Origin of the sequence: Microbacterium sp. LWH3-1.2 (assembly GCF_040675855.1) — a bacterium.
Lineage (GTDB): Bacteria > Actinomycetota > Actinomycetes > Actinomycetales > Microbacteriaceae > Microbacterium.
In genome coordinates this window covers 582,003-596,875 of the sequence record NZ_JBEGIK010000001.1, presented here as the reverse complement: position 1 = coordinate 596,875, position 14,873 = coordinate 582,003, and the positions used below count along the sequence as shown (strand labels likewise).

At 69.7% G+C, this 14,873-nt stretch carries 13 protein-coding genes; 8 read left to right on the top strand and 5 right to left on the bottom strand.

Features of this window, described 5'->3' with window-relative positions:
• Positions 1–126: 126 nt before the first annotated feature.
• Complete coding sequence (locus MRBLWH3_RS02840; protein WP_363428508.1) at positions 127–786, bottom strand: GntR family transcriptional regulator; 660 nt, start codon at positions 784–786, stop codon at positions 127–129.
• 224 nt (positions 787–1,010) lie between these two features.
• Here MRBLWH3_RS02840 and MRBLWH3_RS02835 point away from each other — a divergent pair, with 224 nt between their 5' ends.
• The 3 genes from MRBLWH3_RS02835 to MRBLWH3_RS02825 all read left to right on the top strand — a co-directional run bounded on the left by MRBLWH3_RS02835 (position 1,011) and on the right by MRBLWH3_RS02825 (position 5,890).
• Positions 1,011–2,492: an aldehyde dehydrogenase family protein gene (locus MRBLWH3_RS02835; RefSeq protein ID WP_363428506.1), complete on the top strand. Its 1,482-nt coding sequence runs from the start codon at positions 1,011–1,013 to the stop codon at positions 2,490–2,492.
• Positions 2,493–2,538: 46 nt separating this feature from the next.
• Positions 2,539–3,423, top strand: coding sequence for a PaaX family transcriptional regulator C-terminal domain-containing protein (locus tag MRBLWH3_RS02830; protein WP_363428504.1), 885 nt, complete (start codon positions 2,539–2,541; stop codon positions 3,421–3,423).
• A 94-nt stretch (positions 3,424–3,517) separates the two neighbouring features.
• Complete coding sequence (locus MRBLWH3_RS02825; protein WP_363428502.1) at positions 3,518–5,890, top strand: DUF6351 family protein; 2,373 nt, start codon at positions 3,518–3,520, stop codon at positions 5,888–5,890.
• Between the two features lie 179 nt (positions 5,891–6,069).
• Here the strand turns inward: MRBLWH3_RS02825 and MRBLWH3_RS02820 are convergent, their stop codons facing one another.
• From MRBLWH3_RS02820 to MRBLWH3_RS02805, 4 genes are all read right to left on the bottom strand, one after another.
• Positions 6,070–6,651, bottom strand: coding sequence for a PadR family transcriptional regulator (locus MRBLWH3_RS02820; protein WP_363428500.1), 582 nt, complete (start codon positions 6,649–6,651; stop codon positions 6,070–6,072).
• A 121-nt stretch (positions 6,652–6,772) separates the two neighbouring features.
• Positions 6,773–8,179, bottom strand: a complete 1,407-nt coding sequence (ligM, locus tag MRBLWH3_RS02815; protein WP_363428498.1) for a vanillate/3-O-methylgallate O-demethylase — start codon at positions 8,177–8,179, stop codon at positions 6,773–6,775.
• An 80-nt stretch (positions 8,180–8,259) separates the two neighbouring features.
• Positions 8,260–9,135, bottom strand: coding sequence for a formyltetrahydrofolate deformylase (purU, locus tag MRBLWH3_RS02810; protein WP_363428496.1), 876 nt, complete (start codon positions 9,133–9,135; stop codon positions 8,260–8,262).
• Entirely contained in the window at positions 9,132–9,953 is an 822-nt protein-coding gene (locus tag MRBLWH3_RS02805) for a methylenetetrahydrofolate reductase (RefSeq protein WP_363435249.1), read from the bottom strand. The genes purU and MRBLWH3_RS02805 overlap by 4 nt, the downstream gene beginning before the upstream one ends.
• A 392-nt stretch (positions 9,954–10,345) precedes the next feature.
• On the opposite strand from MRBLWH3_RS02805, the gene MRBLWH3_RS02800 reads away from it, so the two are divergent.
• From MRBLWH3_RS02800 to MRBLWH3_RS02780, 5 genes are all read left to right on the top strand, one after another.
• Entirely contained in the window at positions 10,346–11,338 is a 993-nt protein-coding gene (locus MRBLWH3_RS02800; RefSeq protein WP_363428494.1) for an ABC transporter substrate-binding protein, read from the top strand.
• 157 nt (positions 11,339–11,495) lie between these two features.
• Positions 11,496–12,329 (top strand): ABC transporter permease, encoded by an 834-nt coding sequence (locus MRBLWH3_RS02795; RefSeq protein ID WP_363428492.1) that lies wholly within the window; start codon positions 11,496–11,498, stop codon positions 12,327–12,329.
• Positions 12,326–13,150 carry an ABC transporter permease gene (locus MRBLWH3_RS02790; protein ID WP_363428490.1) on the top strand — a complete coding sequence of 275 codons (825 nt, stop codon included), beginning with the start codon at positions 12,326–12,328 and terminating at the stop codon, positions 13,148–13,150. The genes MRBLWH3_RS02795 and MRBLWH3_RS02790 overlap by 4 nt, the downstream gene beginning before the upstream one ends.
• Entirely contained in the window at positions 13,143–13,949 is an 807-nt protein-coding gene (locus MRBLWH3_RS02785) for an ABC transporter ATP-binding protein (RefSeq protein WP_363428488.1), read from the top strand. Before MRBLWH3_RS02790 ends, MRBLWH3_RS02785 begins: the two co-directional genes overlap by 8 nt.
• A complete protein-coding gene (locus tag MRBLWH3_RS02780; RefSeq protein ID WP_363428486.1) occupies positions 13,946–14,803 on the top strand; it encodes a PaaX family transcriptional regulator C-terminal domain-containing protein in 858 nt (285 codons plus the stop codon). Before MRBLWH3_RS02785 ends, MRBLWH3_RS02780 begins: the two co-directional genes overlap by 4 nt.
• Positions 14,804–14,873 lie beyond the last annotated feature (70 nt).

Below are 14,873 nucleotides of genomic sequence, written 5' to 3'. Positions count from 1 at the left end.
CGGGCGGAGACATCCGTCCGCCCCTTTCGGGCGCTGACGAACCGCAGATGCGCTGAGGAACCTCGCCTGCCGTGGTGCCTCAGCGCGTTCGCGATGTCTCGCGCGCGGGGCGCCGAGCGTGGAGCCTCACTCCATGCCGTGGAGCACCTCGACGATGCCCGAGAGGTGGGCGCGGGTCGCGGCCTCCGCGGCATCGGGGTCCTTCGCGAGGATCGCGTCGATGATCGCGATGTGCTCGGGCGCCGACGTCGCGGCGCGGCCCGGGTGGAAGGCGAGCCGGAACTGGTGGCGGGCGGACTGGGCGCGCAGGCGCTCGAGCAGCTGGGTCGCGGTGCCGTGGTGGCTGAGGTCGCGGATGCGGCGGTCGAGCTCCTGGTTGAGGCGCGAGTACGCCATGAGGTCGCCCGACCCGATCGCGCCCTCGATGTCGGCGCGCAGCGCCCGCAGCTCGTCGGCGTCGGCGGGCGTGAGGTTCTCGGCCGCCTTGCGGGCGCAGAGCGTCTCGAGGCCGATGCGCACCTCGACGATCTCGATCGCCTCGTCCACCGTGATCGCGCGTACCCGCGCGCCACGGTTGGGCAGGCGCTCCACGAGACCTTCGCCGGCGAGGTTCAGCAGTGCCGTGCGCACCGTGGCCCGCGAGGCGCCGTAGCGCTCGCTGAGGTCGGCCTCGATGAGGCGCTGGTGCGGCGCGAACTGCGCGTCGAGGATCGCCTCGCGGATCACCTGCGTCAGGTCGGGACGCTCAGCGGTCTCGTCCTTGCTCAGCACTGCAGCATCCGTCATCTCGGCCAACCCCCTTCGGCGCCTTCGTCCGTGCACTGACACTATCTCGCGAGCGGCCGGTCATCGCGAAGAATCTCATACGAAACTCGCGCGAAAATCGTCGACAATCTTGTTTCATGCGCATGCGAGAGGCACGCTGGGAGAGGTGTCGATCCGCGCCGACCCGAGGCGCGGATCCACGTCGGACAACACGGAGAGGTGGGCGTTCCATGGGCGAGACGGCGATGGGGACTTCGGTCCGGACGGGGCTCTACATCGGGGGTGAGGAGCGGTTCACCGAAGACGTGATGACGATCGCCGATCCGGGCAAGCGGGGCGCGGTCGTCGGCGAGGCCGCAGCCGCCACGGAGTCCGATGTGAAGGATGCCGTGGCCGCGGCGAAGAAGGCGTTCCCGGCGTGGGCGGCGCTCACGCCGCAGGAGCGCGCGGCCGCGATGGCCGAGGCGATCGCAGGGATCGCCGACGACCGCGACGAGGACGCCGCCGTCCTGTCGCAGGAGAACGGCAAGATCCGGATGGAGGCGTGGATCGACGCCCTGGTGTTCGAGATCCGCTGGAATCTCGCGCTGATGCTCGCCGACGAGGTCGACGTGTCCAAGACGCTGCCGCCGATCCCCGGCGCGATCCCGGTCTCGACGGACGTGACGTACCAGCCGCTGGGTGTGGTGACCGTGATCGTGCCCTTCAACTGGCCGATCGCGATCCTCGGGGCGGCGCTGCCGCACGCCCTCCTCGCGGGCAACACGGCGATCGTGAAGCCGCCGCCCTCGGCGCCGCTGGCCACGGCCCGTGTCGTGCAGCGGGTGGCCGAGAAGCTGCCGCCCGGCGTGCTCAACGTCGTGACGGGCCGCGACCAGGACATGGCAGGGCTCATCCAGAGCCCCGACATCGCCAAGGTCTGCTTCACGGGCAGCGTCAACGGCGGCAAGCGGATCATGGAGATGGCCTCGAAGACCCTCACCCGCGTCACCCTCGAACTGGGCGGCAACGACGCGGCAGTGTTCCTCGACGATGCGATCCTCGACGACGCGCACCTGGATCGCCTGTACGCGGCGATCTACGACACGACGGGTCAGATCTGCATGAACGCGAAGCGCGTCTTCGTGCACCGCTCGCGCGCCGACGAGCTCGTCGAGGGGCTCTCCGCCCGACTCCAGGCGGCGCGACTCGGCTACGGCCTCGACGAGGGCACCACGATGGGACCGCTGCACCAGCCGGCGCAGAAGGCCTTCGTCGACGAGATCATCCAGGAGGCGAAGGATGCCGGCGCCGACGTCCGCGAGTTCGGCGAGCTGCCGGGCGGCGACCTGGCCGGCGGCAACTTCGTGCGTCCGGCGATCGTCGTCGACCCGGGGCTCGACCTGCGGGTCGTCACGCAGGAGCAGTTCGGTCCCGTGATCCCGGTGATCCCGTTCGATGACGAGGCCGAGGCTGTGCGGCTCGCCAACGACACGTGGGGCGGCCTGTGCGGCTCGGTGTGGACGGCATCGCCGGAGGCGGCGCAGCGGGTCGGCTCGCAGCTGGAGTGCGGTTACGTGTGGGTCAACGACCACGGTGCGACCCGCCTCGACCTGCGCGCTCCCTTCGGCGGCATGAAGCAGTCCGGCTTCGGTCGGGAACAGGGCATCGAGGGTGTCCGCGCCTTCCAGGACACCCGGTCGATCGCGACCCTCGACCCGGAGGTGCTGGCCTCGATGGCCCACTGAGCCGGCGTGACGTCATCCCCTCGGCGCCGATGGGATGATGTCACGCATGACTCTCGCCGAGGACCCCGCCGACGCGCCCGAGTTCCGCCGGGTCTCGCCGGTCCGACAGGTCCTCACCGTCTTCGGCGACTACTGGTGGGGCGTCGACGATGCTCTTCCGACCGGTGCGCTCGTGACCGCGCTCACCGACCTCGGCGTCAAGGAGGCCGCCGCGCGGGCGACGCTTGCGCGCATGGTGCGGGCCGGCCTGCTGGTGGCCGAGCGGGCGGGCCGGCGGACGACCCACAGCCTCACGTCGAGGTCCCTGGACATCGTCGCGGAGGAGGGCACCTGGCTCGAGTCGTTCGGTCTCGTCGAGCCCTCGTGGGACGGACTGTGGACGGTCCTCGCCTTCTCGATCCCCGAATCCGAGCGATCCTCGCGGCACCTCGCGCGGTCCCGGCTGCGCTGGCTCGGGTTCGCCCCGCTGTACGACGGCGTGTGGGTGTCGCCGCGGGATCGCGCCGCGGCGGCGATGTCCGAGCTACGGGACCTCGGCGTCGGCGACGTCACGGCGATGCGCGCCACCCTCCAGACGACGATCGCGGGCGGTGCGCAGTCGGCCTGGAACCTCGACGACATCGCCGCCGAATATCGGCGGTTCGCCGCGGCGATGAAGCCGGGGCAGCCGGACGGGCCCGTCGCGGCGTTCGTCGAGCGCATGCGGCTCATGCTGGGCTGGCAGACGTTCCGCCTGCTCGACACGGGCGTGCCCGCCGAACTGGTGCCCGGCGATTGGCCCCGTGCCGCCACGCGTCGTGCGTGGGCGTCGCGCTACAACGAGCTCGGGGACGCCGCAGAGAGCCGCATCCGCACCCTCGTCGGCGAGATCGACGCCGACCTCGCGCAACGCGTCACGCGACGCCGGATGGCGGAGGACAACAACACTTAATCTTTCGTTGACGAGCGTCACTACGAGTTCTACTCTGTCGCTTAGGCGGCAGTGACGATGCTGCGCCATGACGACGACGTCGACGGAGGGTGCAATGAAGAGATCGAGAACCGGACCGCTCGCAATGGGGGTGCTCGCCTCGGCGGGACTGATCCTCGCCGGCCTGTCCCTGCCGACACCGGTCAGCGCTGCGCAGCCGGTCACGATCGAGATCGAATCGGGACGCGCGGACAGCGTCTCCGGCGGAGATGTCCTGGTCTCGGTCGCCGGCGCCCGCGACGACTTCCGCATCGTGTCGGCCGGTGTGGACGTGACCGAAGCGTTCCGCCCGGTCGACGGGCGGCTGATCGGGCTGGTCGACGGACTGCCGCTGGGCGTCAGCGAGATCCAGGTCACCAAGAAGAACGGTCAGGTCCAGGCTGCGCTCGAGGTCGAGAACCATCCCATCGCCGGTCCGGTGTTCTCGGGGCCGCAGCATCCGATGTACTGCACGGCGTCCGGCGCGCCGTGGAACCTCGGTGCGGTGGACGAGGACTGCCACGTCGCGGCTCCCTCGGTGAGCTACCGCTACCGCACGACCGCCGGACAGTTCGCGGACTACCCGACCGACGGGTCCACCCCGGCGAACCTCGCGACGACGACCGTCGACGGCGCCACCGTGCCGTACGTCGTGCGTGTCGAGCGCGGCACCATCAACCGCGCGGTCTACGAGACCGCGGTGCTCCACGTCCCCGGCACGGCCGAGCCCGCGCCGTGGACGGCCACCCCGGGCTGGAACGGCAAGCTCGTCTACACCTTCGGCGGCGCGTGCGGAGTCGGGTACTGGCAGGGCACCAGCACCGGCGGCGTGCAGAACGACCTCTTCCTCAGCCGCGGCTACGCGGTCGCCTCGGCGACGTTCAACGTCTTCGCGCAGAACTGCAACGACGTCACGAGCGCCGAGACCGCGATGATGGTCAAGGAGCACATCGTCGAGCAGCTCGGCCCCGTCGACTACACGATCGGCTCAGGCGGATCGGCGGGCACGATGCAGCAGCTCCTGCTCGCCAACAACTACCCCGGCATCCTCGACGGCGTGCTCGGTGAGATCGGATACCCCGACGAGCGGTCGACCACGATCGGCGGCCACGACTGCCGGGGTCTCCTCACCTACTGGAACTCGCCCGCCGGCGCCGGCTGGACAGACGCGCAGAAGGTCGCGGTCACCGGGCACGCCGTGCCGGGAACGTGCTTCGGCTTCACCTTCTTCGACGGCGTGGACGATCCCACGCGCGGCTGCAACCCGGCGATCCCCCTCGCCGATCGCTGGTCCCCCAGCAACCCGGGAGGCCTGCGCTGCACGATCGCGGACATGGTCGAGAACGTCTACGGGACGGATGCCGAGGGCCGCGGTCTGCGCGTGGAGCCCGACAACGTCGGCGTGCAGTACGGCTGGAACGCCCTCGAGAGCGGAGCGATCACCGTCGAGCAGTTCGTCTCGCTCAACGAGCAGGTCGGCGGCATGGGCGTTGACGGCAACCGCACCGCGGCGCGCTCGGAGGCGAGCGTCGAGGCGATCGAGCGGGCGTACGCGACCGGACGCATCAACATGATGACGGGCGGCCTGGCATGGACGCCGGTGATCGAGATCCGCAACTACACCGACCCCACGGGCGACTTCCACGAGCGCTACCGGTCGGCGATCATCCGCGAGCGCATGCTCGCGGCGCACGGCGACGCCGGAACGCACGTCAACTGGACGGGCGCGAACATCGGAGCCAACACCAACCAGATGCGGGTGGCCGCGCTCGACAAGCTGGAGGACTGGCTCGACGCGATCGAGGCGGCCGGCGGCCCGGGCGACCGTGCGCGCACCGTGGCGGCACGGCCGGCCGACCTCGTCGACGGCTGCTTCGACGCACAGATGGCCTTCATCGCCGAGCCACTCGATTACGACGACCCCTCGACGGCGTGCAACACGCTGTACCCGTACCACTCGCAGCCGCGGGCGGAGGCGGGCATGCCGCTCATCGCGGACGGACTGAAATGCGCGCTGACGCAGCCGGTGCGCACCTACTATCCGGCGATGGACGATGCGCAATGGGCGCGACTGCTCGCGACGTTCCCGTCGGGCGTCTGCGACTGGAACCAGCGCCCGCAGGGGCACACGCAGCTCGAGGGCACGTGGCTCGACTTCGGGACGACCGAGGCCGTGACCGCCGCCGCGCCCGAGGTCGTGGGCACCCCGCGCGTCGGCGAGGTGGTGACCGCCGAGGTCGCCGCGCCGGCGGGCGCGGCGATCGCCTACCAGTGGATCGCGGACGGCTCGCCGATCGACGGCGCCACCCAGGCGTCGTTCGGCCCCACGGCCGACCTCGTCGGAGCGCAGCTCCGTGTGAGGGTGACGCTGTCGACGGATGACCAGGTCTCGCAGACCTTGCTCTCCGCCGAGACGCAGCAGGTGAAGAAGGCGCCGGGCCAGTCCTGACCCTTGCAGCCGCATCCCCCTGGTCGACCCGTCGGCCAGGGGGATGCGGCGTTCGGCCGGGGGCAGCTTCTCCGTTTGGGGCGTGCGGCGCGCGTTCGGGGCGTGCGATGCGCGCCCCGAACGTGCGCGGTGCGCCCCAAACGAAGAGGATCCGCTCCGGCCGGGGGGCAGGCGCCGGATCAGGACCCCAGGCGGTCCACCAGCGTGAGCCCCCGGCGGGCCCACGCGATCTCGCCCTGGGCGCGCTCGACGAGGCCCTCGTAGGCGAAGCGCTTGTAGGCGATGGTGCGCTCGCGGTCGGTGTCGGGAGTCACCGCGAGCCGGCGGACCAGCATCGGATTGGCGATGGCGTCGATGCGCTCGAGCTCGCCCTCCCACTGCGCCAGTTCGCCTTCCCACTGGGCGATGTGGCGCTCGAGGAACGTGCGGGCGGCCTCGGGGGTCGCCGTCTCGAGATAGGCGGCGCGCAGGTGCGCGGGATCGCGCACGCGCTGATAGTCCAGAGGAGCGGCCATCCAGTCCAGGAAGGCCTGGTTGCCGGCAGCCGTCACGTGGTACATCCGCCGCGTGCCGCGCTCACCGCGCGTCTGCTCCTCGCCCTCGATCAGGCCGAGCTCCTCCATCTTGCGCAGCTCGGGGTAGATCTGGGAGTCGGGCGCGTGCCACACGTGTCCGACGGACTGGTGGAACTGCTTCTGCAGGTCGTAGCCCGAGAGCGGGCCGACCCGCAGGATCGCCAGCAGTGCGTAGCGCAGGCTCATCAGATGCTCTCCTTCCTCGCCCGAGGGTAGCGGGCCGAAGACAGTGAGACCCCAGCCGACGAACGAGACCTCGGGGTTCGCCCGCGGTCTCGTCCGTCTGCTGGGGTCTCAGCGGTTCCGGTCAGGCCGGCTGGTACTGGGTGCGCCAGCCGCCGTGGTAGGTCTGGCGGGCGACGGTCGAGTACGGCACCGGCGAGACCACCGCACGCACCTCGAGCTGCCTGTGCGGCTCGACCGAGGCCTTGGTGGTGCCTCCGTTCGGCTCGCCCCACACGACCGTGACCTCGGCGCCCTCGGGCACGTCGGGGTTGACGGTCGCCAGCGACAGCGCGCGCTTCTCGTTGGCGCTGTACCCGGTGAACATCGAGAAGCCCACGACGTTGCCGTCGGCGTCCGTCACCGAGTCGTAGTTCGCCGACCCGTAGTTCGCCAGCGGCAGGTCGAAGAACTTGTAGCTCTCGTTCTCGGTGTCCAGCAGCGACGCGAAGATCTTGGTGACGTCCTCGGCGTTCCACGCGAGGGTGACCTTGCGGCGCTGCGTCGCGGGATCGATCTTCTCGAGGGCGTCGCGGCCGATGAAGTCGTGGTCGAACTTCACGAACGAGCCGTACCCGAGCTCCCACGGGGTCAGGTAATAGTCCTCGATGTTCTGCGACACGAAGGAGCCCGCCAGCGTGCCGGTCGCCTCGTAGCTGTCGACGCCGAGCCACTCGCGGTAGCCGCGCTCCTCTTCGCCCGAGTAGATCGCCGGCAGCGGCGACGGGATCCAGCCCGACTCCAGCGTGTTCGACGGGTACGCCCGCGATCCGACCGGCACGAGGCCGAACTCGGCGCCCGCCTCGACGATGATGTCGCGCACGCGGTGGTGGTCCTCGTACGGGCCCCACACCTCGAGGCCCGGGGCGCCCGCCATGCCGTGGCGGAGCGTGCGGACGTTGGCGCCGCCGATCTGCATCTCCGACATGCTGAAGAACCTCAGCTGCTCGAGCGGCCCGCCGTTGAGCTTCTCGATGACCTGCCACGCCGCCGGGCCCTGGATCTGGAACCGGTAGTAGCGGCGGGTCACCGGGTCGCCGTAGGGGCGCGAGGGCGAGCGGCGGTCGACGGTGACGTCGAGGTTCGAGTAGCCGCCCGTCTCTCCGTGGTACATCAGCCAGTTCGAGGCGGGCGCGCGGCCGACGTAGACGTACTCGTCCTCGGCCTCGTGGAAGAGGATGCCGTCGCCGATGACGTGTCCGGACGCGGTCGTCGGCACATACTGCTTGGCGCGGTTCACCGGGAAGGTCGCGACGGAGTTGATCGCCGTGTCGGAGATCAGCTTGATCGCGTCCGAGCCCCTCAAGAACACGTTGTCCATATGGTGCGACTGGTCGTAGAGCACGGCGGCGTCGCGCCATGCCCGCTGCTCCTTGATCCAGTTCTGGAAGTCCGCGGGGACCACCGGGTAGATGTACGAGCCGATCTGCGAGTTGCGCAGCATCTCGACGGCGTTCTGCGCGTCGAGCAGCTCCTGCAGATTCTTCGCCATGGGGAACCTCTCTGTTCGTGGGTTGTGTGGTTGTGATGACGGATGCCGCAGCCCGCGGGTCTCGACCCGACGGCCGGGGTCTACGTGAAGACGATGGTGTGGTTGCCGTGGCGGATGACACGGTCTTCGGCGTGCCACTGCACCGCGCGGGACAGCACGGCGCGCTCGACGTACGCGCCGCGGGCCTGCAGGTCGGCGGCGGTCATGGCGTGGGTGACGCGGGCGACGTCCTGCTCGATGATGGGTCCTTCGTCGAGGTCTTCGGTGACGTAGTGGCTCGTCGCGCCGATGAGCTTGACGCCCCGCTCCTTCGCCTTGCGGTACGGGGCCGCGCCGATGAAGGCGGGCAGGAAGGAGTGGTGGATGTTGATCACCGGAACCCCCACATCGTCGAGGAACGAGTCGGAGAGGATCTGCATGTAGCGCGCCAGCACGACGAAGTCGACGTTGCCCCTGAGCAGCTCGACGATCCTCGCCTCGGCGGCGGACTTGTCGGGCCCCTGCGAGGGGACGTGGAAGAACGGGATGCCGAAGCTGCGGACGTCCTCGGCGGTGTTGGTGTGGTTCGAGATGACCATCGGGATGGTGACCGGCAGCTCGCCGCGGCGGTGCCGCCACAGCAGTTCGAGCAGGCAATGGTCGCTTGTCGAAGCGAGGATCGCCATGCGCTTGGGGACAGACTGGTCGGTCATCCGCCACTCGAGACCGAGCGGCTCCAGCGTCTCGTCGAGGTCGGCCTCGATCTCGGGGAGTGCCGCCTGGAGGTCGGGGCGGTGGAAGACCACGCGTTGGAAGAACTCGCCACCCTCCGGGTTGTCGGAGTACTGATCGAGGGTCACGATGTTGCCCTGGTTGCGGGCCACGAGCGCGGTCACCGCGGCGACGATGCCCGACCGATCGGGCCCGTGCACGATGAGGCAGGCATGATCCCGCCGCACCTCGAGGTGGGTCGTCATCGACGAGCCCCCGAGGACTGCGCCGCGACGAACTCCCGCGCCCACTGCGATGTGGCGAGAAGGCCTCCGAACGTGTAGAAGTGGAGCTTCACGTCGCCCGACTTCGAGTCGTCGGCCAGCAGCGTGGCGAGGTCCGACACGAAGCGGTCGGGTCCGGCCGTGCCCATGAGGTTCGTGAGCGAGAACCCGTACTTCTTCACGATCATGGCGTTGGCGCCGATGCCGAAGCGCCGGGCGAAGCCCAGCAGTCGCTTGATGCCGGCGGGTCCGGGCGTGCCGATGCGGATCTGCGCGTCGATGCCGCGCTCGCGCACCGCGTCGATCCACGCCATGACGGGTTCGGTGTCGAAGGCGAACTGGGTCAGGACCACGGCATCCAATCCCTCCTGCGCGAGCGCGAGCACCTTCTCGTCGAGGTGACGCCACAGGACGTCGTCGGGGATGTCGGGGTGCCCCTCGGGGTAGCCGGCGATCGAGACCTCTCGCACGCCCAACTTCTGCAGCACGCCCGACCGGATGACGGTGAGGGAGTCGGGGTAGGGGCCTTCGGGCTCGGCGGGGTCGCCGCCCACGGCGAACACGTGCTCCGTTGCGCCGACCTCCTGCAACCGGCCGAGGAACTCCTCGAGCTCGTCCTGCGACCGCAGCCGGCGTGCCGACAGGTGGGGGACCGGGACGAAGCCCATCTCCTTCACGGCCTTGGCCGCCGCCACGCGCATCTCGAGGTCCTCGTTGCCGAGGAACGTCACGTTGATCTTCGTCCCCTGCGGGATCATGTCGTGCGCCTCTTCGAGGCCAGGGATGTCTTTGCCGGTCATCTCCAGGGAGAAGCCGTCGACGAGAGCCGCGGCCTTCGGCGAGACGGGATTGTGGTGTGCCACTGATCGAGGTCCTTTCCTCGGCGCGGGCGTCTTCGCACCGCGGGGAGTGATGTCAGATTACCTATGGGCATAGGTAATGGCAATAGCGAATTGCCGATGATGCCCTGCCATCCTCCGGGCGGGCGCCGGGTGGGGCTCGCCGCGGTTCCGTTGAACGGATGCGGGAGCTCGTGTTCAAGTGAAGTGTGACGGGCGTCACGAAACTGTTGACAATCATGCGCGTCTGGCGGACGATGACTTATGTCCGGCACGCCGAGGTGAGGACTCCGGCTCTTCGTCGGACGAAACCCGGCCGCCGGCGGACCCGCACCGTCACGAGAGGCCCGTCAATGAAGAAGAGTCTTGTCACCCTCGGCGTTCTCGCCGCCGCCGCGCTCGCCCTGAGCGGCTGCACCGATTCCGCCGCCGATCCCGCGTCCACCGCCACGTCCACCGGCGACGCCGGCGGCTCGGGCGAGCTGACCCCCGTCCGCGTCGCCGCGCTGCCCATCGCCGAGACCGGCGCGCTCTGGGCGGCGATCGACGAGGGGATCTTCGAGGAGCACGGCCTCGAGATCGAGGTCGTGCCTTCCCAGGGCGGCGCGAACGCCATTCCCGCGCTCCTCAGCGGCGACATCCAGTTCGCGATCGGCCAGCCGTTCGGGCCCATCCGCGCCGACCAGCAGGACCTCGGCGTCGTGATCGTCGGGAACTACGCCAACAGCCTCGCAGACGAGACCGACGTCAACGCGGTCGTCGCGCTCGGCGACTCGGGCATCATGCGGCCCGCCGATCTCGCCGGCAAGAAGGTGTCGGTGAACACCATCGGCGCCGCCGGCGACCTCACGATCCGCAAGGCCGTGCAGGACGACGGCGGAGACCCCTCGACGATCGAGTTCGTCGAGGTCGCGTTCCCCGACGTCCCGGCACAGCTCGAGGCGGGAACCATGGACGCCGCCTGGGCACCCGACCCGTTCCGCGCGATGATCGTCGGTGACGGCGGGGTGTCGGTCGTGCAGCCGTACCAGGCGACGATCCCGGGGCTCTCGGTGCTCACGAACATCACGACGCAGACGCTCATCGACGAGGACCCCGACCTGGTGACGGCGTACTCCGAGGCGATGGCGGAGGCGCTGGACTGGGCGGCCGACAACGAGGATGCCGTACGCGCCGCGATCGCGACCAACCTCGACATCCCCGAGGAGGCCGCGGCGGGCATCACCCTCCCCACCTTCACGTGGGACCTCGCCGGCGCAGGCATCGAGGACCTCGGCGCTCTCGCCGTCGAGTTCGCCTACATCGACGCCGAGCCCGACTACGACCGCCTGCTCCAGCAGCAGTAGTCGCACGACGAGAGGGTGACGGATGCCGCGTGCCGCGGCATCCGCCACCACCCGCGTCCCGTGACGCAGTTTCCGCTCACCTGCTCCGTCCCCTCCCCACCTCGTGGAGCGTCGCACCGACGCCCGCACGACCTGACTCGCACCGATCGGAGGCACCGTGACCGCCACCGCTGATGCTCCCGCGATCGTCGCCACGTCGCCGCGCGCCCGGCAGCACCGCACCATGCGCAAGTTCGTGCTCGGCGTCGCCGGCATCATCGGCTTCCTGGCGACCTGGCAGCTCTTGCCGACGCTCGGGATCGTGAACCCGGCGTACTTCCCCACGGCGACCGAGACGATCGCCCAGCTGTTCGTGCTCTTCGGCGATCTGGAGTTCTGGCGAAACATCGGCCGCACGCTGACCTCCTGGGCGCTGGGCCTGTTGATCGCGACGGTGCTCGCCGTGGTGCTCGGCACCGTCATCGGCCTGGTGCCGTTCCTGCGCCGCGCGACGCACACCACGGTGGAGTTCCTCCGGCCGATCCCGTCGGTCGCTCTCATCCCGCTCGCGATCCTCATGTTCGGCTATCAGCTGCAGGCGGCGCTCCTGATCATCGTGTACGCCAGCTTCTGGCAGGTGTTCATCCAGGTGCTCTACGGCGTCGCCGACGTCGACGCCGTCGCCCGCGACACGGCCCGCAGCTTCGGGCTGTCGCGAGGGTCGCGGATCGTCAACCTGGTCTTCCCGACGGCGCTGCCGTATCTCATGACCGGCCTGCGACTCGCGGCGACCGTGGCGCTGATCCTCGCGATCACCGCGGAGATGTTCATCAGCATCCCGGGTCTCGGGCGTGCGATCATGCTCGCTCGCGAATCCGGGCAGTGGACGACGGTGTACGCCCTCGTGATCGTGACCGGAATGCTCGGCCTGCTCGTAAACCTCGTGTTCCGGGCGATCGAGCGACGGTCGCTGTCGTGGCACCAGTCCATCCGAGGGGAGGAGGTCCTGTGACTCTCTACACGAGCACCGTCGTCACCGCCCGCCGCCCGTCGCGGGTGTGGGCGAAGTTCGGCGAGAACACCGCCTATGCGCTCGGGCTGCCCATCATCCTGCTCGTGCTCTGGGGCATCTGGTCCTCGATCTCGCCCGCCCCGTTCTTCCCGAGCCCGCTCGTCATCGCCGAGGCGTTCGTCGAGACGTGGGTGGGCCCGGCATTCTTCGACGACGTCGTGCCCAGCCTCGGCCGGCTCGCGATCGGCATCGTGCTGGCCGTCGTCCTCGGTATCGCGGCGGGCATCGTCATCGGGCTGGTGCAGTGGCTGCGCGAGCTGCTCGAGCCCGTGTTCGAGTTCTTCCGCGCGGTGCCGCCGCCGGTGCTGATCCCGATCGTGGCGGTGCTCGTCGGTGCGAACGACCTCATGAAGGTGGTCGTGATCGTCGCCGGCGCGATCTGGCCCGTGCTGCTGAACACCATCGAGGGCGTCCGTTCGACGGACTCGGTGATGACCGAGACCGCACGGTCGTTCGCTGTGACCTCGGGAGAGCGCCTGCGGTACCTGGTGCTGCCGGCGGCGAGTCCGCGGATCATGACGGGCGTGCGGCAGTGCCTCTCGATCGCACTGATCCTGATGGTCATCTCCGAGATGTTCTTCTCGTCCTCGGGCCTGGGCTATCGGATCGTCTTCTTGCAGCGCAACTACCTCATCGCCGAGATGTGGAGCGGCATCGTGCTGCTCGGCCTCATCGGCGTCCTGCTCGCGGTGATCTTCGGATTCGTCGAGCGGCGCGTGCTTCGCTGGTATCACGGAATCAAGGAGGTGGAGCGTGCCTGAGACGCTTCTGAACGTCGAGCACCTGCGCAAGGTGTACGAATCGTCGACCGGCAACGTCGAGGCGATCGGCGACATCGGATTCCGGATGGATGCCGGTGAGCTGGTGTGCATCGTCGGGCCCTCGGGGTGCGGCAAGACGACGCTCCTGAAGTGCATCGCGGGCCTGCTCAAGCCCACATCGGGCGTGGTCGAGCTCGGCGGCCGGCGCGTCACCGGCCCGCCGCCGAACATGGCGCTCGTCTTCCAGGAGTACGGCCGCAGCCTGTACCCGTGGCTCACCGTGCGCGGGAACGTCGAGCTGCCGCTGAAGCACAAGAAGCTCAGCCGCACCGAGCGGGATCGGCTCGTCGACGACGCGCTCGCGGCGGTCGGCCTGGAGCACGCGACCAAGAGCTACCCGTGGCAGCTGTCCGGCGGCATGCAGCAGCGCGTCGCGATCGCGCGGGCCGTCGCCTACCAGCCCGAGGTGCTCATCATGGATGAGCCCTTCGCGGCCGTCGACGCCCAGACCCGCGCCGACCTCGAGGATCTGGTGCGGAAACTCCATCGCGAGCGCGGCATGTCGATCCTCTTCGTCACGCACGACATCGACGAGTCGGTCTACCTCGGCGAACGGGTCGTCGTGCTGTCGAAGTCGCCGACCTGGGTGCAGGAGGATCTCGCGATCGACCTCGCCCCCGAGCGTGATCAGATCACGACGCGCGCTCTGCCCCGGTTCACCGAGCTGCGCACCCACGTCTACGAGCAGATCCAGCGCGCCAAACGCGGCGAGGCGGTGCGTCCGGGGGGCGCTGCGTGAATTCTCCAGCCGCCTCGGCGACGGCACTCCTGGCTGCGTCCGCCGCCGAGACCTCCGTCCTCGCGCGCAAACCGCGGCAGCTGCTCCTCGCCTTCTTCGGTGAGTTCGTGTGCGACCGCTACTTCGAGCCTCTGCGGGCGGGCGTGCTGATCGGCACTCTCGAGAGCGCCGGCGTCGCAGCGTCAGCGGTGCGCACCAACCTCGACCGGATGGTTCACAGCGGCCTGCTCGAGCGCCGACGTCTCGGACGCGAGATCGGGTTCGAACTCACCGGGCACGGCAGCGAGGTGCTGCGCGAGGCAGCCGGCCGCGTCAACGGGCCGGCGCCCTTCGAGCCTCAGGGCGAGGGGTGGACCCTCGTGACCTTCAGCGTGCCGGAGCACCTGCGGGACCTGCGCCACCGCCTGCGGGCCGCGCTCACGTGGGCAGGCTTCGCCGTGGTGCGCGACGGGCTGTGGATCGCGCCCGGGGCCGTGGATCTCGCCGCGGCGCTCGGCGCGATCATCCCCGACCTGCCGCCGGGTTCCGTGAACGCGTTCTCGGCGTCCGAGCTCGAAGGGTTCCCGATGGCCGAGACGGTACGCGTCGCCTGGGATATCGAGGGCATCCGGGCCGCCCACGCGGAGTTCATCGAGCACTGGGAGCGGGAGGATGCGGCATCCGAGCTCCCGGCCGTCACGGCGCGCACGCTGCTGGTCGCCGACTGGCTGGCACTGCTGCGCGCCGACCCGCGCCTGCCACGGCAGTACATGGGCGACGACTGGCCCGCCGACCGCTCCTTCGAGCTCTTCACGCGGCGGCATCGGGAGTTCGCCTTCCCCGCGGTGCGCGACTTCGCCGGCCTCGTCGGCTGACGCGAAAGCGGCGACCGGGCGGAACGCCGTCGGGGTATACCTATATGCATAGGCAATATCAATAGGTATC